Origin of the sequence: Vagococcus proximus, from assembly GCF_029143285.1 — a bacterium.
GTDB classification, from domain to species: Bacteria; Bacillota; Bacilli; order Lactobacillales; family Vagococcaceae; genus Vagococcus_D; species Vagococcus_D proximus.
In genome coordinates, this window is the sequence record NZ_JAPDSH010000003.1 from 81,404 (window position 1) to 105,497 (window position 24,094).

A 24,094-nucleotide genomic window follows, 5' to 3' on the forward strand; every position below is an offset into this window, starting at 1 on the left:
AAAAAACTGTTTTCGTTTTATACGAAAACAGTTTTTTTATTATCTATTATATTTTTCAATCCTCGTATAACTCATACCAGAATTAAGCACAATATCAAATTCTACCTCTTTTTTCATAATCGTATACTTCACTACTCCTAAATTATAAGAATAGCTTCCTTCCTCTGATAAAATATCCTCTTCTAACAACTGTTTAATCGTTAACTCTTCTAATATTTTTCCTTCATAGTAATGCGTGACTTGCCTAAACATTTCCGATTCATCTCGATACACTGTCAAAAATTTTAATAAAACAAAAGATAGAAGTAGAAAAACTATCACTACAGAAGGAAGAATCCCGCCTGAAAAACTATTACCATTGCGGAAATATACTTTTAAATTTTTTACCATCTTCCATAGTCACATCTATTATCACCCCATAACCAACTTTACTAAAAGTGCATGCTTCAACTCCCATAAGTAGGGGGTTATAACCTCCATTTTTACGTTCCTTCAGTTGATTGGCATACTTTTCAATCACTATAACAGTTTCATTTCCTTTATCAGACTTTTCTAAAAAATAGAGCCTGTTTTGTTTAACTTCCTTAAATTCCCAATCATTACTATTGTATTCTAGTTGACTAAGAAAAACATGCCAGTTCATTTCAGATTTTTGTTGAATTGACTCAATCGTTTTCGTTTCCACCTTAATTAGCATATTCAATAATATAACCATTAGAGAGACGACCGCTAACCCCACAATACTCTCTATAAGAGTAAATCCTGACCATTTAATTTTTCCCTTCACTAATAACAACCATTTGTTTATCCTTTCCTTTTACCGTTAGCGTCATAATCCCTTTTTCATCCTTACGATAGTCCATACTCATTATAAAACGACCGCTCTTCTTTTCTCCAATAACAGGTTTACTTCTTCTAATTAATTCCGTTTCCTCATATAAATATCTCGCCATTTCCATCTTACTACTATCTAACTCACGCTGATGATTTATAAAAACAAAGAGCGGCACTATCGTCACTATTATAAATGTTATTAATCCTAACGCTACACTACTCTCTAATAAAATATATCCTCCAAATTGCTTCGTCTTAATTTTCTTTTTTAACAAATTTACCACTTCCCAAATAAAACTGATAAACTACTGTTTTATTAGACTTAACTACTAAAAATTTGAACTTCGTGACTTTACTAAGCGTTCCTGTCTCACCTAAAAAAGTCACAAATGTATCAGTTTGAGCCTTTATAGTTTCAGGGATTTCTATATAGGAATGTCTCTTACCGCCTGTACTTAAAACGTAATCAAACAGTATCTCATTAGACCCTTTTTTCATAACAATTCGGCAAGCTTGTCCTGAAAAAACAGCAGATTCTTGTGTCACTTGAATTAACCTCTCAAATTCTTCAAAGAAAAAAATGTCAGTTAATGCGCGTTCCATATTAGGTATCTTCATACTCGGGACTAGCATAATAACCGACACTACAAATAAAACTAAAATCATTTCTAGTAAGGTAAAACCTGACCACGCTCTATTTTCCGGTATCATCATCTAAAGAAATATGCCATGAAATCGCTTTGTCAGCTTGGCTTTTAGTTAAATAGTGCTCTTTAACTAAATTTTCATAAGACACTTCTATCGTTTCATTCATTTCAAATAATTCTACTTGCGTTTTGATAACTTTCTCAAAGGCAATTTTCCCTTGATCTTCAATCTTTACACGTTGAGAAGCTAGATTAGGTACAAATAAAAGAACCAATACCGATATCACAAATAACACAACTAACATCTCTATTAATGTAAATCCATCAAACGCTTTATGTGCATGTTTACCTTTAAACATATTTTTCATAACATCCCCTCCATCTCTTGATAAATAGGTAACAAGAGAGAACCATAAGCTAACACAATAAGTAACGCAACTAATATGAAAATAATGGGCTGAATCCATGAAAATAAACGCAAGACATTATCGTTCAATTCCTCCCATAATTGTTTACCGTAAACTTGTAATTCGTCTCCCAAATTCCCCTTCATTTCCCCTTGCTCTATAATCCAAACCAACTCTTTTCGAAAAAAGCACCATCGCCTTATTGGAAATAATATCGAATGTCCCTCTTCAAGTTCTTTCCCAATTTCTATTGCAACCTCTTTTAATAACGTTTGTTCATCTACTTCCGACATCAAATGAACAATTTGTTTCAACTCTAAGCCTTGATTCAGTAATTTTCCTAATTCACTTGCAAAAAAAGAGGTATAGTATCTTTGAATAATTTGTCTCACTAAAGGAATCTTTGACCAAAAAACAATCTTACTAATCATACTTTTACTCTTAAAAGAATAATTAATTATAAGCACGCTAACTACAGCTAACAAAATAATACTAATCACCAACGTAGGAGCATTATCAATCATTTTTTGTCCTAACGGTAAATCTTTCACCTCTTTGTTGAGTCCTAATTGAGGTAAGATAACACTTTTCATCATCAACATAACACCTACTAAGAAAAAGATAAGTAAACTAGGATAAGCCAGGACTCTTTTTAACTCTACCAACTGACGTTCCCTATCCAAGACCTGTTTATGTATTAATGAAAGAGTCCCTTCTAAATCACCATGTGTTTCTGCTAAATATAACAACATGACTTGTTGCGACTCGAATTTTGATTTTGCCAAACCGGAAGATAAACTTATTCCTTCAGCCAAATCTAGTCGAAGCTGTTCAGCTAGATAAGCTGATTCTGCTTTAATCGTTACTATATAAGATAAACTCTCCTGAATACTAAACCCGTTACGCAATAAATCATCTAATAATTTTAAAAAAGCCGCTTGTTGCCTCCTCTTTTTATGTTTACTATAGCGCTTCTTGGTCATAATTTGTTTTAGATATAAAACCATATGCCCAAGCCTTTTGCAACGTGTGTCGCCACGTCTTAAAGTCCTCTCCCGCAAGAAGTTCTTCACCAAATAACGTATCAAAAATCGCTCCCTCCCCTTTGCCTAAACACCCTTTCTTACATGACTGCTCGCCACAATAAGGACAATAAATAGGAAGTAAGCGTTGATATATAACCCCTTCCAAACACTGATTAATTTCATTACGTGTTACTCCCAACTCAACTAATCGCTCAATAACATGATGTTTACTTCTAGCATGAACTGTTGAGAAAACCATATGCCCAGTCAACGCGCTCCTAATAACAGCCCTTGCCGTTTCACTATCTCTTATTTCACCAACTATCAAAATATCTGGTCGGTGCCTCAAACATACCGCTATTAATGAATCATACGTCATTCCAATTTTTTCGTTAACCTGCAATTGTAAAAAATTAGCCACCTCTATTTCGACGGGATCTTCGATACAAATCACCTGTTCACTGTCTTTCACGATGTCGTTTACTAGTCGGTACATTGTACTCGTTTTACCCGATCCTGTTGGTCCGCAAAATAGATAAAGTCCTCTTTTCTTTACATTTATAGAGAGACCTTGCCACTGATTAGGAAAAAACAAACGGTAAGGACTCTCCTCTGTAAAATAACCTAAAAATCGTATGACTAAGCTTTCCTTATTCTTAAAATCTGCTACTGTAGACAAGCGTATCCTAACAGTTTGTGTGACTTCAGATAACTCAACATTTGCTGCTCCCATCTGCCCTCTTCTTTTTTCAGACACATCCATATCCGCCATGTACTTAAAAAATAATATCAATTGCTTACCGTCATCTTCACTTACAACCATTGGTAAAAATTGAGTATTCCCTCGGCGAAATACAATTCGATACCCTTTCTCAACGGGTAAAACATACAAATCATTTGCTCTATAGCGTTGTCCTTCTTTCATCAAGTGTGTTCCTAACTCTTTTATGTTCATAGTTACCTCCCTTGCATTAAAGTATGCTATAAACTCCAAATTTCACGAAAAAAAAAAGACAACTTATAAAATAAGTCGTCTTTTTATAAAGCAGCAGATGTAAATACTTCTGATACATCGTCATCTTCTTCTAATGCTGCTACCAGTTTTTCTAACACTTCTTGATGCTCTTCGGATAATTCAACCATCGTTTGTGACTCCATTGTTAACTCGGCTTGAGCAAGTTCCAACCCTTCTGCTTTCAACGTATCACGAACCGTTGTAAAATCACCAGCTTCCGTATACACTTCAAACACATCTTCCTCTATTCGTAAGTCATCTGCACCGGCTTCTAATACTAACATCAGCATGTCTTCCTCATCCAGATCCAAGTCTTCTCTAGCAATTGCAATATAACCTTTTCTATCAAACATATAACTAACAGAGCCCGTCTCACCTAAAGCCCCACCATTTTTATTAAAAGCAACACGAATATTTGTCCCTGTACGATTGCGATTATCCGTCAGACAATGAACTAAAATAGCGACACCGGCTGGACCATATCCCTCATAAACTACTTCATCATAATTTTCACCTTCACCGGCTGATGTTGCTTTTTTTATCGCACGTTCAATATTATCATTTGGCATATTAGCAGACTTAGCCTTATCTAAAACCAGACGTAATGAGGGATTTGTATCTGCATCAGGGCCACCACTTTTAGCTGCGACATAAATTTCACGCGATAATTTTTGAAATACTTTTCCACGTTTCGCATCTTGTGCATTTTTTCGTCCTTGAATATTTTTCCATTTAGAATGTCCTGCCATTCCAAACACCTCTTTCTATTCCATTATGATTTTTTCTTCCTACTTGTACTAATTGTAAAAACTAATATACAAATAATACCTGCTGTCGCCGCACCAATACTGTCCAAAATAACATCTTGAAACATCGGTGAACGTCCACCTGTAATCATTTGGTGACATTCATCAAGCGCTGCATAACCTGTAGCTGATAACCAACTCACAACTCCCGTTAACATTAAATTCTTCAATCTCGGTCTTAGTCCTAAAAATAAAGCACCTGATAGTAAAAAGAAACTCATAAAATGGGCTGCTTTACGGATAAAAAACTCAACAAATTTTGCATAACCACTCGCTTCTATACTAACAGGGCTTCCACCATACATAAAACTAATCTGACTCAGTCGTTCTTTAAAAGGTTCACCACTTAGCAACTTACTAAGTAAGCCAACTTGCGACTGCTCTTCATACGTCTGTGACGAACTGAAAAATAAAATTAAACCTACTAGTAACGCTGCACCTAAATAAAAACTTCCATTCTTTAAATACTTACTCTTCTTTGAATTCGCCACTTGCCTCTTCCTCTTCCGCCTGTTCTTTCAACAACTCTTCTTCTCTAATCACTTTAGCCGCTTCCATAACTTGTTTTATTTTTTTGGTTAAAAATGCTTCTAAACCTGTGTGATTTTGTTCTTCTTTACTTAAATCATAAAATTCATTTTCCCAAATATAAAAATTGCCTTTTAGTACACCTGCAAATTTTGTATAGAGCTTTAATAATCGCTCTTGTTCTTCACCTGCATAATTCTTTTTGATATAACTTTTTACACCAAACATAAAAATGCCTTCTTTCTATAAGTTCTCTATCGTAACTGTACCATATTTTTAACGACTCTTTCAAATACAAAAAAGAGCCGAGACAGATGTCTCGACCCTTCAGTTAGCTAGATGACTATTTCTTTTCAGAAAGTAAAGCATCTTCAGCAGCCATTTGCGCTTCAATATCGCTAATGCTATACACATTTTCGCTTGCTACGCCAACTTCTTTTGGCTCCATGTTACGGTATTTAGGCATACCTGTTCCGGCTGGAATAATCTTACCAATGATAACATTTTCCTTAAGACCAAGTAATGGATCTTTCTTACCACGAATCGCAGCATCTGTAAGAACACGAGTTGTTTCTTGGAATGATGCAGCTGATAAGAAACTGTTCGTTTCTAGAGACGCTTTAGTAATACCTAACAATACTGGACGACCAGTCGCTGGTGTACCACCGGCAACAAGTGTGCTGTAGTTTTGTTCTTTAAATTCTGAGATATCAATTAAAGTACCTGGTAAGATGTCAGTGTCACCTGGATCCATAACGCGGATCTTACGTAACATTTGACGTACCATAACTTCAATATGTTTATCGCCGATTTCTACCCCTTGCATACGGTATACTTTTTGTACTTCACGAAGTAAGTATACGCCAACAGATAAAACATCACGAATTTGTAATAATTGTTTTGGTTCGATTGAACCTTCTGTAAGAGCTTCACCACGTTTAATCATATCGCCTTCTGCCACTTTCAAACGAGAAGTGTAAGGGACTGCATATGTACGTGTATCAGTTGTTCCTTTGATTGTGATTTCACGAGTACGAGTAGCTGCATCTTCTGTAATATCAATAACATCACCTGTTACTTCTGTTACAACTGCTTGCCCTTTCGGATTACGTGCTTCAAAAATCTCTTGGATACGAGGTAAACCTTGAGTAATATCATCTCCGGCAACCCCACCCGTATGGAACGTACGCATTGTTAACTGAGTACCAGGCTCACCGATTGATTGAGCGGCAATTGTACCAACTGCTTCACCCACTTCAACTTCAAGACCAGTAGCCATGTTACGGCCGTAACAGTGACGACAAACACCATGTTTAGTATTACATGTAAATACTGAACGGATAGTCACTTTCTCAACGCCAGCTTCAATAACTTGTTTTGTTAAATCTTCAGTAATCATTTCATTAGCCCCAACAATCACTTCGCCAGTTTCTGGGTGAAGAATTGTCTTACGAGCATAACGTCCTAATAAACGTTCTTCTAATGTTTCAATAACTTCGTTACCTTCTTTAATTGCCGTTACATCTAAACCACGATCAGTACCACAATCGTCTTCACGAATAATAACATCTTGGGCAACGTCAACTAAACGACGAGTTAAGTAACCTGAATCGGCTGTCTTAAGGGCTGTATCGGTCATACCTTTACGAGCACCATGAGTTGAGATAAACATCTCTAAGACTGTTAAACCTTCTCGGAAGTTTGAGATGATTGGTAATTCCATGATACGTCCATTCGGAGCGGCCATCAGTCCACGCATACCAGCAAGCTGCGTAAAGTTAGAGATATTACCACGGGCTCCAGAATCACTCATCATGAAGATCGGGTTTTTGTCGTCTAAACTTTCCATCAGTTTTAATTGGATGGCATCTTTAACGCCATTCCAAATTCCAATAACACGTTCATAACGTTCGTCATCTGTAATCAGACCACGACGGAATTGTTTTGTTACATTTTCAACTTTAGTGTGGGCTTCTTCAATTAATTCTTGTTTTTCGTGTAAGACTACGATATCCGCAATCCCTACAGTCATACCCGCAATTGTTGAGTGCTTATAACCTAAATCTTTCATTCTATCTAACATTTTAGATGTTTCTGTAATCTTGAAGCGTTTGAAGACTTCAGCGATAACATTACCTAGATTTTTCTTCTTGAATGGTCCAACTAATTCTTGCGCTTTAATATGAGCAGGAATATCTGTTCCGTTTTCAACGAAGTATTTATCTGGAGTTTGAATTGTTAAGTTATAATCTGTTGGTTCATTTAAGTATGGAAACTCAGGAGGCATAATTTCATTGAAAAGAGCCTTACCAACAGTTGTAATCAATGTACGTTCTTTTTGCCAATCAGTGAATGGTTTTTCTGGCATTGATGACGTTTGTAACCCGATACGAGTGTGTAAATGTACATAGCCATTTTTCCATGCTAATTCAGCTTCTTGAACGTTACGGAAGACCATACCTTCACCTTCACGGCCGTCTTCTTCCATTGTTAAGTAGTAGTTACCTAGGACCATATCCTGAGATGGTGTTACTACTGGTTTACTATCTTTTGGATTCAAGATATTTTGAGCAGCAAGCATTAACATACGCGCTTCAGCTTGAGCTTCATCATTAAGTGGCACGTGAACGGCCATTTGGTCTCCATCGAAATCGGCATTATAGGCTTCACATACTAATGGGTGAAGACGGATAGCGCGTCCTTCAACAAGAACTGGTTCGAACGCTTGGATACCAAGTCTATGAAGAGTAGGTGCTCGGTTAAGTAATACAGGATGTTCTTTAATAACATCTTCTAATACATCCCAAACTTCGTCTTCTTGGCGTTCGATTTTACGTTTCGCATTTTTAATATTGCTTGCGATTTCGCGTCCAACTAATTCACGCATAACAAATGGTTTGAATAATTCAATCGCCATTTCTTTTGGTAAACCACATTGGTACATTTTTAAGAACGGTCCTACTACGATAACTGAACGACCTGAATAATCGACACGTTTACCAAGTAAGTTTTGACGGAAACGACCTTGTTTCCCTTTTAACATATGAGAAAGAGATTTAAGCGGACGGTTACCTGGTCCAGTAACTGGACGGCCACGACGACCATTATCAATCAAAGCATCTACAGCTTCTTGTAACATACGTTTTTCATTTTGAACGATAATGTTTGGTGCCATTAAGTCTAATAAGCGTTTCAAACGGTTATTACGGTTAATTACACGACGATATAAATCATTCAAATCAGATGTAGCAAAACGGCCACCTTCTAATTGAACCATCGGACGTAAATCTGGTGGAATAACTGGAACGACGTCCATCACCATCCAACCAGGTTGATTGCCTGAACTACGGAATGCTTCTAAAATATCTAAACGACGGATAGCACGTGTACGTTTTTGACCTGAAGCTGTTTTTAACTCTTCTTTTAATTCAACAACTTCGCGTTCTAAATCAACATCATCTAATAAACGTTTAACAGCTTCCGCACCCATTCCAGCTTGGAAAGATTGACCGTACTGTTCACGTTTTTCGCGATATTCACGTTCAGTTAATAATTGTTTTTTCTCTAAAGTTGTATCACCTGGCTCAATCACTACATATGATGCAAAGTAGATGACTTCTTCAAGGGCACGAGGACTCATATCTAAGATAAGACCCATACGACTTGGAATCCCTTTAAAGTACCAAATATGTGATACTGGTGCTGCTAACTCGATGTGAGCCATACGTTCACGACGAACTTTTGAGCGTGTTACTTCCACGCCACAACGGTCACAGACGATTCCTTTATAACGGATACGTTTGTATTTACCACACGCACATTCCCAATCTTTAGTAGGACCAAAGATACGTTCACAGAATAATCCTTCACGTTCTGGTTTCAATGTACGATAATTGATTGTTTCTGGCTTTTTAACTTCACCATAAGACCAGCTTCTAATTTTTTCTGGAGAAGCTAAACCAATTTGCATGCTTTCGAATTTATTTACATCGATCAAAAGGTGTTCCCTCCATTTCATATTATGACTATAAGTTAGAGAATTTAAACTTAGTCGCTGTTAATAGCTAGAACAACAAGGAAGGTTACTTCACAGTAATATCCCTTGCTATTCTTCTATTAAACAGATCGATTTTTAAAATGCTAGCCTCAAAAAGACTAACGATCAATTAATCTTTTTTCTCTGCATTCTTTGCTGCTTGTTCTTGAGCATATTTCGTTAATGCATCGACGGTAATTAAATCGTCTTCATCATCATCCATATCGCGCAATTCAATTTCTTGATCGTCAATATCAAGTACTTGCATATCTAAACCTAATGATTGTAATTCTTTCACCAACACGCGGAATGATTCCGGTACGCCTGGTTTTGGAATTGGTTCACCTTTAACGATTGCTTCGTAAGTTTTAACACGACCAACCACGTCATCTGATTTGTACGTTAAGATTTCTTGAAGAGTATAAGCCGCACCGTAAGCTTCCAGTGCCCATACTTCCATCTCTCCGAAACGTTGTCCACCAAATTGTGCTTTACCACCAAGAGGTTGTTGTGTAACTAATGAGTAAGGTCCTGTTGAACGTGCATGTAATTTGTCATCAACCATGTGGGCTAATTTCAACATGTACATAACCCCAACAGATAGGCGGTTATCAAATGGTTCCCCTGTACGACCATCGTAAAGAATTGTTTTGGCATCTTTAGCCATACCCGCTTCACGAACTGTTGACCATACATCATCCTCGTCAGCTCCATCAAATACAGGAGTTGCAACATGAATACCTAATTGACGAGCAGCCATACCTAAGTGTAACTCAAGTACTTGCCCGATATTCATACGAGATGGTACCCCTAATGGGTTAAGCATGATATCAACTGGTGTACCGTCTGGCATAAATGGCATGTCTTCTTCTGGCATAATGCGAGAAACTACCCCTTTATTACCATGACGTCCGGCCATTTTATCCCCTTCGTTAATTTTACGTTTTTGAACGAGATAAACACGAACTAACATATTAACACCAGGAGATAATTCATCACCAGCTTCACGAGTAAAGATCTTAACATCATGAACGATTCCATCACCACCGTGTGGAACACGTAGAGACGTGTCACGAACTTCACGCGCTTTTTCACCAAAGATAGCGTGTAATAAACGCTCTTCAGCTGATAATTCAGTGACACCCTTAGGCGTTACTTTACCAACTAATAAGTCACCATCTTTAACTTCAGCACCGATACGGATAATACCCATTTCGTCTAAGTTTTTAAGAGCGTCTTCCCCTACGTTAGGGATTTCGCGAGTAATTTCTTCAGGTCCTAATTTTGTATCACGAGCTTCTGATTCATATTCTTCAATATGGATAGATGTATACACATCATCTTTAACCAGACGGCGACTCATAATGATCGCATCCTCGTAGTTATAACCTTCCCATGTCATGAAGGCAACTAAGACGTTTTGACCTAAAGCCATTTCGCCTTCTTCCATAGATGGGCCATCCGCAAGAACGTCGCCTTTATCTACTTTTTCACCTAATGTCACGATTGGACGTTGGTTATAACACATACCCGCATTAGAACGGCTAAATTTAATAACTGAATATTTATCAAGTGTTCCGTTTGAACGACGAACGCGAACTTCGCTAGCGTCAACAAATTCAACAACACCATCATGTTTACATACTAAAGCTGAACCCGAGTCATGAGCTGCTTTGTATTCCATACCCGTTCCTACAAATGGAGAACGAGGTTGGATTAGTGGCACAGCTTGACGTTGCATGTTCGCTCCCATTAGGGCACGGTTGGAGTCATCGTTTTCCAAGAAAGGAATACAAGATGTCGCAACGGCAACTACCTGTTTAGGAGAAACGTCCATGTAGTCAACTTTATCAATTGATACTTCTAAGTTTTCACTTTGGATACGAGCCATAACAACATCGTTAGCAAAGCTTCCATCTTCGTTTAATTTTGAGTTCGCTTGAGCGACCATGTAATGATCTTCCTCGTCAGCGGTTAAGTAATCAATATGTTCTGTTACTTTACCAGTTTTACGATCAACACGACGGTATGGTGTTTCGATGAACCCATAATCGTTGATTTTCGCATAACTAGACAAGCTATTGATTAACCCAATATTAGGACCCTCTGGTGTCTCAATCGGACACATACGGCCGTAATGCGAGTAATGTACGTCACGAACTTCATAACCGGCACGGTCACGAGTCAAACCACCAGGCCCTAAGGCTGATAGACGACGTTTGTGAGTTAACTCACCTAATGGGTTTGTTTGGTCCATGAACTGTGACAATTGAGAAGAACCGAAGAACTCTTTAATTGACGCAACAACTGGACGGATATTAATTAATTGTTGTGGTGTTAATGTTTCAGTGTCTTGAATAGACATTCTTTCACGAACCACACGTTCCATACGAGCTAAACCGATACGGAATTGATTTTGTAATAACTCACCAACTGAACGGATACGACGATTACCTAAGTGATCGATGTCATCCACTTTACCGATATCTTCTTGTAAGTTAAAGAAATAACTCATTGAAGCAACTACATCAGCAGGAATAATTGTTTTACAATCTGCATCAATTTGACCGTTACCGATCACATTAACAACACGTTCAGGATCTTTAGGTGATACCACTTTAATCACTTGGAGTGTCATCGGTTCCGTTACAACCGCATCTTCTGATGGGTAGTAAGTCACGTTGTTGATACCCGCATCTAAATGTTTTTCTAATTCTTCCATGATAGCGTGAGTGATCACAGTACCTTTTTCGAATAAGATTTCACCAGTTTCAGGGTCAACTAATGTTTCACCTAATGTTTGGTTTAATAAACGAGTTTTTAGACTTAATTTTTTGTTTACTTTGTAACGACCAACTGCTGCTAAGTCGTAACGTTTTGGATCGAAGAAACGAGCATTTAACAAGTTACGAGAACTGTCAGCTGTTTTCGGCTCACCAGGGCGTAAACGGTCATAAATATCTTTCAGGCCTTCCTCTGTACGAGAATCTGATGAATTTTTATGAATATCTTTTTCTAACGTCAAGCGTAAGCTTTCGTTATCGCCGAAGATTTCTAAGATTGTATCATCTGACCCGAAACCTAACGCACGAACTAATACTGATAAAGGAATCTTACGTGTACGGTCAATACGTACATATGAGATATCTTTAGCATCTGTTTCCATTTCTAACCATGCACCACGGTTAGGGATAACAGTTGTTCCAAAACTTTCACGGCCATTTTTATCTGTTTTACCACTGAAGTAAACACCAGGAGAACGAACTAATTGAGAAACAATAACACGTTCTGCTCCGTTGATAATAAATGTACCCATCTCAGTCATTAATGGGAAATCTCCAAAGAATACTTCTTGTGCTTTAATTTCGCCTGTAATTTTGTTATCAAGACGTAATGTCACATGAATAGGAGCTGAGTAGTTCGCATCATGTGCGCGAGCTTCTGCTACTGTATATTTTGGTTCCTTCAATTCATACCCAACAAATTCTAGAGATAATTTGTCACTAAAATCCTTGATTGGTAAAATGTCTTCGAACATCTCTTTAAGTCCTCTATCCAAGAACCATTGATAAGAGTTTGTTTGAATTTCGATTAAATCTGGTAATTCTAACACTTCACTAATTCGCGCATAACTTCTTCTTTCGCGATGCTTTCCGTATTTCACTACGTGTCCAGCCAAGCTCTTCACCCCTCTGAATTTTTTTATTCAAAACACCATCAATTTCAATATGTTACAAATGTTAAGATTTGATTACATATATATTTCAAGACCCTTTTAAGGCAAAAAAAAACCAAAAATAGAATTTTCTCGTTCATATGAGCTTCTACTTTTGTTTTCCTATGATTAAAAACACAAAATGGACAATATTTCACTCTGTATTTCCTTGTTTTTAGATAGCTTTTGCAACTATTAATTATATCGTCTTTCATTTACAATGTCAACGCACCACAACCCCTTTTCCGTTGTTTTCATAAATTTTCTGCTGTGTATTTTCAGATTTGTAACACTATTGATTTATTTGGATAGACTTTCAAAATTTAATTTCAAAAACATTAATGCTACACTAGTGTTAAATAACACCTTTAAGGAGCGACAACTTGAAAAACTTTAAAACAAATCCCGTCTTATGGACGATACACCTGATACTTTATCTCGTATTCTATGCCATCCTTATTTGGACAATGACTCTAAAAGGATTTCTGCACACATCAGGTATAACGTTACTTGTTTTCCCACTTATTATTTTTTCACCATTAGTAGCGTTGACAACCTACACTGACGGTAAATTCGTATTAGCCCGCCTAATGACCTCTACCCTCATCTTAGCTTCCTTGTTTTATAGCGCAATGATTAACCTACCTCTTGTTTACTTCGATAAACAGAACAGTGCTAGCGTCCCACTTCCAACTTGGACGAATTGGGTATTTGGTGTCGTTGGCATCGTATTGCTGTTAATCCAAGTGTACTTAATTTTTAAATTACCTAAATCAACAAAAAACAACTCACTGTTCCCTTAAAAGAACAGTGAGTTGTTTTTTTATTTAGAAGCTACTTTCTACTTTGTAAAATATAGTAACCTTTATCTTTCGTTAAAGTTTTTACGTTTCCAAAAACTTCTTCCATTTTTTTAGCCGCACTTGGCGCCCCTTGTTTTTTTTGTAGGACAACTGTTAGCGTGCCACCCTCAACAAGTAAAGGATAAGCGCCTTCTAAAATTGTATGAACGACTGCTTTACCAGCACGGATTGGCGGGTTACTTAAGACAGCTGCAAATTCACCTTCTACACTTTCGTAGATATTTGACACATGGATTTCCACGTTTGCAACACCGTTATGTTTAGCATTTAATTTAGCTAATTCAACTGCGCGTTCGTTGATGTCAACCATTTCGACAACGCGTGAACTTTGTGACGCTAACGATAAACCGATTGGTCCGTAACCACAACCAACATCTAAAATATCACCTTCTGGCAAGTCTTCTTCCGTGAATGCATCAATTAAAACACGTGAGCCGAAATCAACGGTCTTTTTAGAAAACACACCGCTATCCGTTGTAAAACGGAATCGCTTGCCTTTTAAATCGAACGTCCACTCTGATAAATCATGCGGGGTACTTGGTTGGTTAGTAAAATAATGATTATTCTCTGTCATACTTATTCTCCTTATCGTTTCTTAACAATTTCTTGATTAATAATGCGAGCTAAAAAGTCATAGCCTTTATCTGAAAAATGTAACTCATCCTCTTGCAAGAGTGCCATTACATCTGCTTCTTTTTCCATCGCTTCTAATAGATTAACAAATGGTACTCCTGTTTCACAAGCGACCGTTTCTGCCACTGCTACATATTGCTTAATGGCAACTAGTGAACGATCTTCACCGTGACGTTTTTGCCCCGTATAAGGACCAGATAACAGTATCACTTTTTCTTTGCCGATTCGCTCAATAATCTCCATCAAATTACGACGGTAATCAACCGGACTCACTCCAACATAATTTGCCACATCATTGGCACCAAAAAAGACCACAACCTCATCTGGATTATAACGTAAGATATGCTCGTCAATACGCTTTAAGCCGTCTGCTGTCGTATCTCCTGGAATACCAGCATTAATAACTTCTGTATCAGGAAAAGCCTGTTGCACTCGTTTTGTCAGTTCATCTGTGATACCTTCCTCGCCATATCCTGCCGTAATACTATCGCCAAATAAAAAAAGTTTCGTCATATTATCTCGACTCCTAATCCTGTTTAATAACAGATAGTCAAATCTGTGCTATAATTAAAAATTATAAAAAATATTATAGCATCATCATAGCATGCTAGAGGAGTTTTGAATATGTCAAATGAAGAACGCACAACCAAAGCTTGCCGCGAATCACGCGTGATCCAAACTCACCGCGTCTTTCCAACGGATTTAAATTCACACGGCACACTCTTTGGTGGCAAATTAATGTCGCTAATCGATGATACGGCATCTATCTCAATTACCCGTCACTCTCGCCGTAATGCGGTGACCGCATCAATGGATCGTTTAGATTTCCTGCACCCTATTAATGAAAACCACTCTGTTTGTGTGGAAACTTATGTTAGTGGAACAGGTCGAAAATCTATGGAAGTTTTCGCCAAAATCATTGGAGAAGATTTAGTATCTGGCGACCGTTACTTAGCTGCAACTTGTTTTATGACCTTTGTAGCTGTTCCTTCTCCTGAAAAACCAGAGAAAGACTTTACCGTCCCACACGTTGTACCCGAAACGGATGAAGAAAAAATGGTAACAAGCGGCTATGAAGAGCGTCGAAAACGCGGACTTCAAGAACTTGCCTTCCACGAACAGTTCTCGAAAACGGTCTCATTAGATGTTCCTTGGGGCTAACATTAAAACTTCGTTAGCAAAATACGATTTTTACTTATATATATAAGATATTTCAGACGCTTTGTGATAAAATAATTGCTAATAGATTCATAATCAGACGCACGAGACAATGGAGGCTTTAACTTAATGAATAGCACAAAGAAATTCCATCAGTTTTCTAGGGATGAGTGGCAACGATTTTATCGTAATGGTATTCCTCCACTAACAGAAAACGAACTGCAAGAGATTAAAAGTTTAAACGACCGTATTTCCTTACAAGACGTACAAGACATTTATATGCCTTTAACTCACTTGATTCATATTTATATGAAGGAATACGAATCACTCCAATTAAGTAAGGGCCTGTTTATGCAATCTTATCCAGGTGTCACACCATTTGTAATTGGAATCGCTGGAAGCGTTGCTGTCGGTAAGAGTACGACTGCTCGTTTACTACAAATGATGTTGTCGCGTATCTTTAAACGTCGCAATGTTCAACTGATTACCACTGATGGTTTCTTATATCCAAATAAGGTACTCGAAGAAAAAGGCATCATGAATCGTAAGGGATTTCCAGAGAGTTATGATATGGAACGATTGATCACCTTTCTTGAACAAGTGAAAAATCGTAAAGAAAATATTGAAACTCCCGTGTATTCTCACGATATTTATGATATTATTCCAAATAAGACTGAAACGATCAATGAACCTGACATCTTAATCGTCGAAGGGATTAACGTGTTACAAGTCCCTACTAGCGAACAAGTTTACATCAGCGACTTCTTTGATTTCTCAGTATACGTCGATGCCGAGCCAGAATTAATCGAAAAATGGTACCTTAACCGTTTCGGAAAATTACTTGACTCTGCTTTTCTTGACCCAGATAATTTCTACTATTCCTATGCCATTGGTGACCGTGAGGAAGCCTTTAACATGGCGCGAAATGTCTGGCGTGACGTCAACTTAAAAAACTTGGAAGAATTCATCTTACCAACACGTAACAACGCCAACGTTATCTTACACAAAACAGAAGGTCATCAAATTGACCAAGTCTCTTTGAATAAGTATTAACCTCGGCCCAATCAATGTATTAACAAGCTGATTTTTAATCAGTTTTAGATAAAAAACTATATAGATAAGGGTGAAGACACGTGACCAACGTTGCCAACATGACAACAATCGAAAAAGTAATCGTATTAGACTTCGGTAGTCAATACAACCAATTAATCACACGCCGTATTCGTGAATTTGGTGTGTTCTCAGAATTAATGAGCCACCGCATCACGGCGGAAGAAATTAAAGCCATCAATCCAAAAGGGATTATCTTCTCTGGCGGACCAAACAGCGTTTACGCTGACGATGCCTTCAAAGTAGACCCTGAAATCTTTAACTTAGGGATTCCAGTATTAGGTATCTGCTATGGTATGCAATTAATGACAGCTGAATTCGGCGGAAAAGTTGAAGCAGCGTCTAAAAAAGAATACGGACAAGCCTTCATCGACATCCAAGATGCTAAAGCTGGTTTATTCGAAAACTTACCTGCTCGCCAACAAGTTTGGATGAGTCATGGTGACTTAGTAACTGAAGTACCCGCTGGATTTGAAATCACAGCAACAAGTCCAGACTGCCCAATCGCAGCTATGGAAAACAAAGAGAAAAACTTCCATGCTGTACAATTCCATCCAGAAGTACGCCACTCAGAATACGGTAATGACTTATTACGTCACTTTGCCTTTGATATCTGTGGCTGTAAAGGCGACTGGACAATGGACAGCTTTATCGAAAGCGAAATCGCAAAAATCCGCGAAACAGTTGGCGATAAAAAAGTGTTACTTGGCCTATCAGGCGGCGTAGACTCATCAGTAGTTGGTGTGCTTTTACAACGCGCTATCGGCGACCAATTAACATGTATCTTCGTAGACCACGGTTTACTACGTAAAGGCGAAGGCGACCAAGTTATGGATAGCCTATCAGGTAAATTCGGCCTAAACATTATCCGTGTGAATGCTAAAGAACGTTTCATGGACAAATTAGCAGGTGTTTCTGACCCTGAACAAAAACGTAAAATCATCGGAAACGAATTCGTTTACCTATTTGATGATGAAGCAACTAAATTAGACGGTATGGAATTCTTAGCTCAAGGAACTCTTTATACAGACGTTATCGAAAGTGGAACTGAAACTGCTGAAGTGATCAAGTCTCACCATAACGTAGGTGGCCTTCCTGATGATATGCAATTCAAACTAATCGAACCTTTAAATACTTTATTCAAAGATGAAGTACGTGCTTTAGGTATCGAATTAGGAATGCCAGAAGAATTAGTATGGCGTCAACCTTTCCCAGGACCTGGATTAGGTATCCGTGTTCTTGGTGAAATTACTGAAGAGAAATTAGAAATCGTTCGCGAATCTGATGCTATCTTACGTGAAGAAATCGCTGCTGCCGGTCTTGACCGTGACATCTGGCAATACTTCACAGTCCTACCTGGTATCCGTTCAGTCGGTGTTATGGGTGACGGACGTACTTACGACTACACTGTTGGTCTACGTGCGATCACATCTATCGATGGTATGACAGCTGACTTCGCTCGTATCGATTGGGATATCTTACAAAAAATATCAGTACGTATCGTAAATGAAGTGGCACACGTTAACCGTATCGTGTACGATATTACATCTAAGCCACCAGCAACTGTTGAGTGGGAATAGAATAAATAGCCTTAGAAGTCCTTTGTTTAAAGGGTTTCTAAGGCTTTTTTGTTTCTCGTGATACCAATATGATACCAATTCCTAATAAAAAATATAATCATTAAAATCAATTATCAACTGTATATCTATTGAAAATGTGATAAGATATAAAACACGATAAAGTTTACATATATAGAATTTATATGCATGAATATAAAAAGGAATGTACTATACCTATTTCTTATAATAACCTTTGGAAATTAACTATAGACAAAAATTTAAATAAGACACAACTTAGAGATAAATGCGGAATAACCTCTTCCACTTTAGCTCGGCTTAGTAAAAATAAAGACGTATCACTGGAGAATATACCGTACACTACAATGTGATATCGGAGACATTATCGAATTTATAGAAAACGAGGTGACCACACATGAATAAAAAACTAAAATTTATAGATTTATTTGCTGGTATCGGAGGAATGCGTCAAGGGTTCGAAGATGATAATACTACATGTGTATTCAGTTCTGAATGGGATAAATTTTCACAAAAAACATATGAGGCGAACTACGGTGAAATCCCTTATGGAGATATTACCGAAATTAAAGAAAAAGATATTCCCGAACACGATGTATTATTAGCAGGGTTTCCTTGCCAACCTTTTAGTTCGATTGGCAAGCGTGAAGGGTTTATGCACGAAACACAAGGAACTCTTTTTTTTGATGTGTTAAGAATAATAAAATATCATAGACCTAAGATGTTTTTACTAGAAAATGTACAAGGTTTACTAACACATGACAGTGGTAATACTATGCGAGTTATTGTAGCCTCTTTGAACGAATTAGGATATAACGTTTCATACAAAGTTCTAGATGCACAAAATTTTGGGTTACCTCAAGTCAGAAAACGAGTGATAATCGTTGGTTTTGATAATAATTTAAACATCACAAATTTTAATATTCCTGAAGGACAAGAATCAAATGTTCCAATAGGGAAATTTCTAGAAGAGAACCCAACTGGTTACTCAATATCAAAACACTTACAGTCATCATATTTATTCAAAAAGGATGACGGTCGACCTCAGTTAATAGATAAGAATTCTGATATTCAAGTTAAGACCTTGGTAGCAAGTTATCACAAAATACAAAGACTTACTGGTACTTTTGTTAAAGGTGGAGAAACAGGTATTCGTCTTTTGTCCCAATTAGAATGCAAGAGAATAATGGGATTTCCCGATGATTTTATAATACCTGTTTCAAGAACTCAAATGTATCGTCAATTTGGAAATTCCGTTGCTATCCCAATGATTAAAGAGGTTGCAAATGCAATGAAAATAGAATTTTACGCATCAACTAAAAATAACAGTCACGGTAGGAGAACAAAATGAAACATAAAGTAAACAAAGGCGAATGGGCTGAACTATATGTGTTTTTATCAGTTTTAGCCACAGGAAAATTATATGCTGCTGATGAAGATTTAAATAAAATTGAAGAAGCTTACTACACTGTTTTACAAGCTATAAAAATAGAAGAAAATGAAGAAAAAAGATATTCGAGAGATACAAAGAAAAATTTAGTTGTCATCTATAGCAATGGCACAAAAAAAATAAGCATTCCGATAGCCGATTTTTTAAACTTTGGTCCTATAGTTTTAGAAGGTATAAAAAATGGAACTGGTCGCTCTTTTGAAATACCCGAAATCGAAGAATTTCTGGAACAAATACTTGTTGATAAAATTAAAGCAAGTAGTGATAGTAAAAAAGATTTAATATTTCAAGTTCATGATGAGTTCACTGGGTTCAAACCTCAAATTGGATTTTCTGTTAAATCATACATCGGTGGTGCGCCTACACTAATTAATTCTTCTGGTGCAACAGTCTTTTCTTACACTACAGAAGGAAATCTAGTTACTGAGCAATTTGTAAATACTATCAATCAAATAGAGTCACGGAACAAAATAAAAGATAGAATTGAACACATTTATACTCATGGTATCACATTAAAATACATCGGACTTTCCAGTAATATATTTTCTAGAAATTTACAAATGATCGACTTTAGATTGCCTGAAATTCTTGCTAATTTATATTTATCTTCTTACTTTGTTTCCGGAAAAAAAATGACAGATGTTGTTAAATATTACGTTAAAAAATATAATGAAGATGAACAGCTTATCGAGTATAAAATAAAGGATTTACTAACTGCCGCCGCATTAGGAATGGAACCTAACACTCACTGGGATGGATTAGAAGATGCTAATGGTGGCTATATCGTTGTCAAAAGTGATGGCGAGATTTTATGCTATCACATATACGATAGGAATAAACTAAGAACATACCTATATAATCATACCAAATTCGATACCCCTTCTACAGGAAGAACTGGTTCAGGTTTACTAGAATTCAACAAAAACACCTCAGAGGCTACGTTTAAATTGAGTTTACAGGTACGGTTTAGTTAATACAAAACAAAAATACTTAGGACTCTCTTACTTATAAGTGTCCTAAGTATTTTTTTAATCCGATACCAATTTCGGAATAAACTAGACTAGCGGATGCATACTTTCAGCTTTGAATGATAAATTAATCCCTCTCCCTTGTACATACGGGTTACACGTTAGACCTTCAAATCTCACTGAAATAACTTTACCTTTATCAATTTCATCTTGTGTCACAATCGGTCTGTTTCCAAGTACACTTACTTTAATACTTTTATGCTTTTTGTCTTTCATCAACACTTCGTAGTTATAGCCTTCAATTTCTCCAGTACGTTCATTTTTCCCAGTAGTTGCATTTAGTTCATACTTCACTTTGGGTGTGACCTCAATCAACATTAAATCTTTACCTAACTGCCCTACTAAATCAAAGTCCTTCATTTTCATTTCCGCCATTTTATTTTCCTTCTTTCTTGAGATATTGGTTCCCATTAAATTTCCTTTTCTTCACATTCACTTCTTCATCAATTGAGACTAAACCAGTTAATTTATTTGCTACTTCAAGATTGCTATTCGGATACAAATGCCCATACGTTCCTAATGTTGTTTGAATATCAGCATGACCTAATCTATCCTTTATTATCAAAGCATTTTCTCCTAATGAAATTAATAGCGAGGCATGAGAATGTCTTAAACCATGAATTCTAATATCATTAATATCTGCAAGTGACGAATGCCTCCTTATAATATGCCTTACAGTATGCTTATTCGTCGGAATACCGTTGTATGATAAAACATAATCAGAACCTCCCATACCATCTTGAACTACTTTCCACTCTTTCAATACCTCAACCGTATCACTATCTAATGCCAGTGTTCTAATACTAGATGGTGTTTTTGGTGGTACTATTTCAAATTCTTCTAAATTTTGATAAAACATACTTTTCGTTACTTTTAGAAGACAATTCTCCAAATCAATATCGGTTTTCCAAGTCAATGCTTGTCCTTCTCCTAATCGTAAGCCTGTCATAAAAAATAACCATATAACCACAAAACTAAAATGCTCGTAATAATCTGATTTATCAAAGGTCGCTATAACTTTCTCAAATTCTTCTAACGTCCAAAAACTAACCTCTACTCTTTTCTTTTTTACATTACCAACTACCTTAGCAGGATTTTTAACCAACATCCCCAGCAACACAGCACGTTCCAAACTCATAGAAAACAAACCAAAAATATTTCTAGTATAACTATTACTTTGAGTTTCTAACATTTTATTCTGCCACTTTTGAATTTGTATCGGACTAATTTCCGATAGTTTAGTTCGATTAAATGTTTTGAAATGAATTAACATCGTAGATAGCCGATTGTCATACGTCCTCTTCTTTACTCGCCCTTTGTACCACGGTAAAAATATACTTTCAAAATACTCTTTATAACTCATAGTTGTATTAGTCTTAAAAGCCATATCTCCATAATCATTCATGAATTGATGATAAGCTTTTTTTGCATCTCGTTCTGTCAAAAAACCTCTCTTAACACTTCTTATCCTTTTGCCAGTCACACTGTCATAACCGATACTTGCCGAAAAATAATACTTACCTGTCGCCTTATCTTTATAAACGTTAGACATTATTTTTCCTCGTTATGAACATACAGTGTTACGCCTAAAATCTCCTCAACTGCTTGAACAGGAACTCTACCTAAACGTTTGCTTTTGTAATAATCATACCCTTTTTGAACCATAAGATACTTTGATAACCTTACAATGTCTTGCGATTGAGTAGGTCCAAATCCTAAATCAATTAAATCTTTTTTCGTTACCGTAATCATACTTGTTACCACCTTTCTTATGTCATGATAAATCCTTATATGATATACTCATCTTGCGAGGTTGAGCTTGGCTAAGGGATTTTATCATTCTTTTCCGAGTTCACTTTTTTGTATTTGCATATACTTCTTTTACCAAATCATCTCGACCTATATTGATTAAATGAGACACTAGTTTATTTGACAATGCCCTTGGATATTCAACATCTGCTAACATATCTTGAACATCTTTCAATTCTCCTAATGCCCTATGTTCACTCAAAAACTGAAAGGCTTTAATTGCCCCAATTGCTCCACCAAATTCTAACCAACGTTCCGTTTCATGCAATCCAGTTACTTCATAGAGCTTTTCAATCTCCAAAGCTTTAGCTTTTCCTAGATAACTTTTCCAAAATCTCGCCACTTCTTGCATCTCACTAGTTGAATAAAAAACCAATTCTTTTTTGATAAATCCTCTTATCGTATTTTCTAAACTATCATCAGAAAAAGCGATTATCCTTATAATACTTTCTGCAATCTCATTTTTCACTTCAACCTCTGTTCGTTTCCATGAGCCAATTTCCTCAATCGCTATATCTTGTTTAATTGCTTGTTCTTTGTCTTTTTCATAAATCCTAAACATCACATCTGATGTTCTCACTCCAATATATAATGTCTTAGCTGTCTTATTGCCTAAAAATTTACTTTCATTCAAACGATAAGTACGTCCGCTTGAATTGAATTGCCCTTTTTTACATTTTTTGATCAACTGTTCCACTTGAAAAAACGGTTTTTCATTCTTGTCATCTAATGCCAAGTCTACTCGTTTAACTTTGAAATGACCCATATATTCTAAAAATAATTTCTTAAAAAAGGTTTTCCATGTTTCTCCCAGGTTCTCTAATAGCCTTTCAAACAACGTACAACCTTCACCACTTAATACTAGATATGTTTCTGATAAAGTATCAAGCTCAGTTGTATAAACTCTTATATCGCCATATACATAGGCTAAATCGTAATCTTTATGTTTCACCTTTGCTTCTTCAATCGTAAAACAAGTTACATCAATCATCATCAAATGACTAAGAATTTCCTCCAATGGTACTTGATAAAACAGGATTTGTAGCCAGTCTATTTTGCCTGTAACGTTAGCTAATGTCGTCTTAATATATCACACCTCCTTTCGCACTTTTTTGTGTAAAAACTCAAATGCGTTTTACACCGTCATATCAACGGTTACAGCAGTTTTCCACAGGAATGTCAGGGTGCTATTAGGGTGCTATTAGAGGGCACCCCATCTTTAAACAACACTTTTGCCCTTTATCCAATTGATTAAATCCCAACATTTTTAATTTATTAAACAAACGCTAACGAGCAAAACGTATAAACCTTAAACGTTAAACGGTAACGTGAATACATTACCTAATAAACCTAAAACATATACTCGTTAATGGAAGTATACCACTAACATTGATTAATACAAGTTAAAAACGTATAATTACACTAAATAAATTAT

At 36.6% G+C, this 24,094-nt stretch carries 24 protein-coding genes and 1 pseudogene; 7 read left to right on the forward strand and 18 right to left on the reverse strand.

Annotation, left to right across the window (positions count from 1 at the left end):
* Window positions 1-39 precede the first annotated feature (39 nt).
* From comGG to rpoB, 12 genes and pseudogenes are all read right to left on the reverse strand, one after another.
* Window positions 40-390 (reverse strand): competence type IV pilus minor pilin ComGG, encoded by a 351-nt coding sequence (gene comGG, locus OL233_RS04970; protein ID WP_275471268.1) that lies wholly within the window; start codon window positions 388-390, stop codon window positions 40-42.
* Complete coding sequence (gene comGF / locus OL233_RS04975; protein ID WP_275471269.1) at window positions 353-787, reverse strand: competence type IV pilus minor pilin ComGF; 435 nt, start codon at window positions 785-787, stop codon at window positions 353-355. The genes comGG and comGF overlap by 38 nt, the downstream gene beginning before the upstream one ends.
* Window positions 771-1,109 (reverse strand): hypothetical protein, encoded by a 339-nt coding sequence (locus tag OL233_RS04980; RefSeq protein WP_275471270.1) that lies wholly within the window; start codon window positions 1,107-1,109, stop codon window positions 771-773. The genes comGF and OL233_RS04980 overlap by 17 nt, the downstream gene beginning before the upstream one ends.
* Window positions 1,090-1,548, reverse strand: a complete 459-nt coding sequence (comGD, locus tag OL233_RS04985; RefSeq protein ID WP_275471271.1) for a competence type IV pilus minor pilin ComGD — start codon at window positions 1,546-1,548, stop codon at window positions 1,090-1,092. Before comGD ends, OL233_RS04980 begins: the two co-directional genes overlap by 20 nt.
* Window positions 1,529-1,849, reverse strand: a complete 321-nt coding sequence (gene comGC / locus OL233_RS04990; RefSeq protein ID WP_275471272.1) for a competence type IV pilus major pilin ComGC — start codon at window positions 1,847-1,849, stop codon at window positions 1,529-1,531. Before comGC ends, comGD begins: the two co-directional genes overlap by 20 nt.
* On the reverse strand, window positions 1,846-2,871 hold the full coding sequence (gene comGB, locus OL233_RS04995; protein ID WP_275471273.1) for a competence type IV pilus assembly protein ComGB: 1,026 nt from the start codon (window positions 2,869-2,871) through the stop codon (window positions 1,846-1,848). Before comGB ends, comGC begins: the two co-directional genes overlap by 4 nt.
* Complete coding sequence (comGA, locus tag OL233_RS05000) at window positions 2,852-3,868, reverse strand: competence type IV pilus ATPase ComGA (protein WP_275471274.1); 1,017 nt, start codon at window positions 3,866-3,868, stop codon at window positions 2,852-2,854. The genes comGB and comGA overlap by 20 nt, the downstream gene beginning before the upstream one ends.
* 83 nt (window positions 3,869-3,951) lie before the next feature.
* Complete coding sequence (locus OL233_RS05005) at window positions 3,952-4,677, reverse strand: YebC/PmpR family DNA-binding transcriptional regulator (protein ID WP_275471275.1); 726 nt, start codon at window positions 4,675-4,677, stop codon at window positions 3,952-3,954.
* Window positions 4,678-4,700: 23 nt separating this feature from the next.
* Window positions 4,701-5,225, reverse strand: coding sequence for a VanZ family protein (locus tag OL233_RS05010; protein WP_275471276.1), 525 nt, complete (start codon window positions 5,223-5,225; stop codon window positions 4,701-4,703).
* A complete protein-coding gene (locus OL233_RS05015; RefSeq protein WP_275471277.1) occupies window positions 5,203-5,490 on the reverse strand; it encodes a hypothetical protein in 288 nt (95 codons plus the stop codon). Before OL233_RS05015 ends, OL233_RS05010 begins: the two co-directional genes overlap by 23 nt.
* Window positions 5,491-5,605: 115 nt before the next feature.
* Window positions 5,606-9,259, reverse strand: coding sequence for a DNA-directed RNA polymerase subunit beta' (gene rpoC, locus OL233_RS05020; RefSeq protein ID WP_302470538.1), 3,654 nt, complete (start codon window positions 9,257-9,259; stop codon window positions 5,606-5,608).
* Between the two features lie 175 nt (window positions 9,260-9,434).
* Window positions 9,435-12,977, reverse strand: a pseudogene (gene rpoB / locus OL233_RS05025) (DNA-directed RNA polymerase subunit beta); the annotation flags it as partial.
* Between the two features lie 419 nt (window positions 12,978-13,396).
* On the opposite strand from rpoB, the gene OL233_RS05030 reads away from it, so the two are divergent.
* A complete protein-coding gene (locus OL233_RS05030) occupies window positions 13,397-13,816 on the forward strand; it encodes a hypothetical protein (protein WP_275471279.1) in 420 nt (139 codons plus the stop codon).
* A gap of 31 nt (window positions 13,817-13,847) precedes the next feature.
* Here the strand turns inward: OL233_RS05030 and OL233_RS05035 are convergent, their stop codons facing one another.
* The gene (locus tag OL233_RS05035; RefSeq protein ID WP_275471280.1) at window positions 13,848-14,450 is read right to left on the reverse strand and encodes a class I SAM-dependent methyltransferase; all 603 of its coding nucleotides are present in this window, start codon (window positions 14,448-14,450) and stop codon (window positions 13,848-13,850) included.
* Between the two features lie 11 nt (window positions 14,451-14,461).
* Complete coding sequence (locus OL233_RS05040) at window positions 14,462-15,022, reverse strand: SGNH/GDSL hydrolase family protein (protein WP_275471281.1); 561 nt, start codon at window positions 15,020-15,022, stop codon at window positions 14,462-14,464.
* A gap of 111 nt (window positions 15,023-15,133) precedes the next feature.
* On the opposite strand from OL233_RS05040, the gene OL233_RS05045 reads away from it, so the two are divergent.
* The 6 genes from OL233_RS05045 to OL233_RS05070 all read left to right on the forward strand — a co-directional run bounded on the left by OL233_RS05045 (window position 15,134) and on the right by OL233_RS05070 (window position 20,796).
* A complete protein-coding gene (locus OL233_RS05045; RefSeq protein ID WP_275471449.1) occupies window positions 15,134-15,670 on the forward strand; it encodes an acyl-CoA thioesterase in 537 nt (178 codons plus the stop codon).
* Between the two features lie 126 nt (window positions 15,671-15,796).
* Entirely contained in the window at window positions 15,797-16,720 is a 924-nt protein-coding gene (gene coaA, locus OL233_RS05050) for a type I pantothenate kinase (RefSeq protein ID WP_275471282.1), read from the forward strand.
* An 80-nt stretch (window positions 16,721-16,800) separates the two neighbouring features.
* On the forward strand, window positions 16,801-18,357 hold the full coding sequence (gene guaA / locus OL233_RS05055) for a glutamine-hydrolyzing GMP synthase (RefSeq protein ID WP_275471283.1): 1,557 nt from the start codon (window positions 16,801-16,803) through the stop codon (window positions 18,355-18,357).
* Window positions 18,358-18,539: 182 nt separating this feature from the next.
* Window positions 18,540-18,725, forward strand: a complete 186-nt coding sequence (locus OL233_RS05060; protein ID WP_302470540.1) for a helix-turn-helix domain-containing protein — start codon at window positions 18,540-18,542, stop codon at window positions 18,723-18,725.
* Between the two features lie 44 nt (window positions 18,726-18,769).
* Window positions 18,770-19,723 carry a DNA cytosine methyltransferase gene (locus OL233_RS05065; RefSeq protein ID WP_275471284.1) on the forward strand — a complete coding sequence of 318 codons (954 nt, stop codon included), beginning with the start codon at window positions 18,770-18,772 and terminating at the stop codon, window positions 19,721-19,723.
* Window positions 19,720-20,796 (forward strand): HpaII family restriction endonuclease, encoded by a 1,077-nt coding sequence (locus OL233_RS05070; protein ID WP_275471285.1) that lies wholly within the window; start codon window positions 19,720-19,722, stop codon window positions 20,794-20,796. Before OL233_RS05065 ends, OL233_RS05070 begins: the two co-directional genes overlap by 4 nt.
* 81 nt (window positions 20,797-20,877) lie before the next feature.
* Here the strand turns inward: OL233_RS05070 and OL233_RS05075 are convergent, their stop codons facing one another.
* The 4 genes from OL233_RS05075 to OL233_RS05090 all read right to left on the reverse strand — a co-directional run bounded on the left by OL233_RS05075 (window position 20,878) and on the right by OL233_RS05090 (window position 23,746).
* Entirely contained in the window at window positions 20,878-21,225 is a 348-nt protein-coding gene (locus OL233_RS05075) for a hypothetical protein (protein WP_275471286.1), read from the reverse strand.
* A gap of 1 nt (window position 21,226) precedes the next feature.
* Window positions 21,227-22,402, reverse strand: a complete 1,176-nt coding sequence (locus OL233_RS05080; RefSeq protein WP_275471287.1) for a site-specific integrase — start codon at window positions 22,400-22,402, stop codon at window positions 21,227-21,229.
* Window positions 22,402-22,602: a DUF3173 domain-containing protein gene (locus OL233_RS05085; protein WP_275471288.1), complete on the reverse strand. Its 201-nt coding sequence runs from the start codon at window positions 22,600-22,602 to the stop codon at window positions 22,402-22,404. Before OL233_RS05085 ends, OL233_RS05080 begins: the two co-directional genes overlap by 1 nt.
* Window positions 22,603-22,702: 100 nt before the next feature.
* A complete protein-coding gene (locus tag OL233_RS05090) occupies window positions 22,703-23,746 on the reverse strand; it encodes a replication initiation factor domain-containing protein (protein WP_275471450.1) in 1,044 nt (347 codons plus the stop codon).
* Window positions 23,747-24,094 lie beyond the last annotated feature (348 nt).

What these genes read in the sequence shown, in the direction of transcription:
- comGG (WP_275471268.1), bottom strand. Translation starts at nt 390, where the DNA reads ATGGTAAAAAATTTAAAAGTATATTTCCGCAATGGTAATAGTTTTTCA.
- OL233_RS05080 (WP_275471287.1), bottom strand. Translation starts at nt 22,402, where the DNA reads ATGTCTAACGTTTATAAAGATAAGGCGACAGGTAAGTATTATTTTTCG.
- OL233_RS05040 (WP_275471281.1), bottom strand. Translation starts at nt 15,022, where the DNA reads ATGACGAAACTTTTTTTATTTGGCGATAGTATTACGGCAGGATATGGC.
- OL233_RS05065 (WP_275471284.1), top strand. Translation starts at nt 18,770, where the DNA reads ATGAATAAAAAACTAAAATTTATAGATTTATTTGCTGGTATCGGAGGA.
- OL233_RS05045 (WP_275471449.1), top strand. Translation starts at nt 15,134, where the DNA reads ATGTCAAATGAAGAACGCACAACCAAAGCTTGCCGCGAATCACGCGTG.
- OL233_RS05085 (WP_275471288.1), bottom strand. Translation starts at nt 22,602, where the DNA reads ATGATTACGGTAACGAAAAAAGATTTAATTGATTTAGGATTTGGACCT.
- coaA (WP_275471282.1), top strand. Translation starts at nt 15,797, where the DNA reads ATGAATAGCACAAAGAAATTCCATCAGTTTTCTAGGGATGAGTGGCAA.
- OL233_RS05035 (WP_275471280.1), bottom strand. Translation starts at nt 14,450, where the DNA reads ATGACAGAGAATAATCATTATTTTACTAACCAACCAAGTACCCCGCAT.
- comGB (WP_275471273.1), bottom strand. Translation starts at nt 2,871, where the DNA reads ATGACCAAGAAGCGCTATAGTAAACATAAAAAGAGGAGGCAACAAGCG.
- OL233_RS05075 (WP_275471286.1), bottom strand. Translation starts at nt 21,225, where the DNA reads ATGGCGGAAATGAAAATGAAGGACTTTGATTTAGTAGGGCAGTTAGGT.
- OL233_RS05015 (WP_275471277.1), bottom strand. Translation starts at nt 5,490, where the DNA reads ATGTTTGGTGTAAAAAGTTATATCAAAAAGAATTATGCAGGTGAAGAA.
- OL233_RS05060 (WP_302470540.1), top strand. Translation starts at nt 18,540, where the DNA reads ATGCATGAATATAAAAAGGAATGTACTATACCTATTTCTTATAATAAC.
- OL233_RS05070 (WP_275471285.1), top strand. Translation starts at nt 19,720, where the DNA reads ATGAAACATAAAGTAAACAAAGGCGAATGGGCTGAACTATATGTGTTT.
- comGC (WP_275471272.1), bottom strand. Translation starts at nt 1,849, where the DNA reads ATGAAAAATATGTTTAAAGGTAAACATGCACATAAAGCGTTTGATGGA.
- OL233_RS05005 (WP_275471275.1), bottom strand. Translation starts at nt 4,677, where the DNA reads ATGGCAGGACATTCTAAATGGAAAAATATTCAAGGACGAAAAAATGCA.
- comGD (WP_275471271.1), bottom strand. Translation starts at nt 1,548, where the DNA reads ATGATGATACCGGAAAATAGAGCGTGGTCAGGTTTTACCTTACTAGAA.
- comGA (WP_275471274.1), bottom strand. Translation starts at nt 3,868, where the DNA reads ATGAACATAAAAGAGTTAGGAACACACTTGATGAAAGAAGGACAACGC.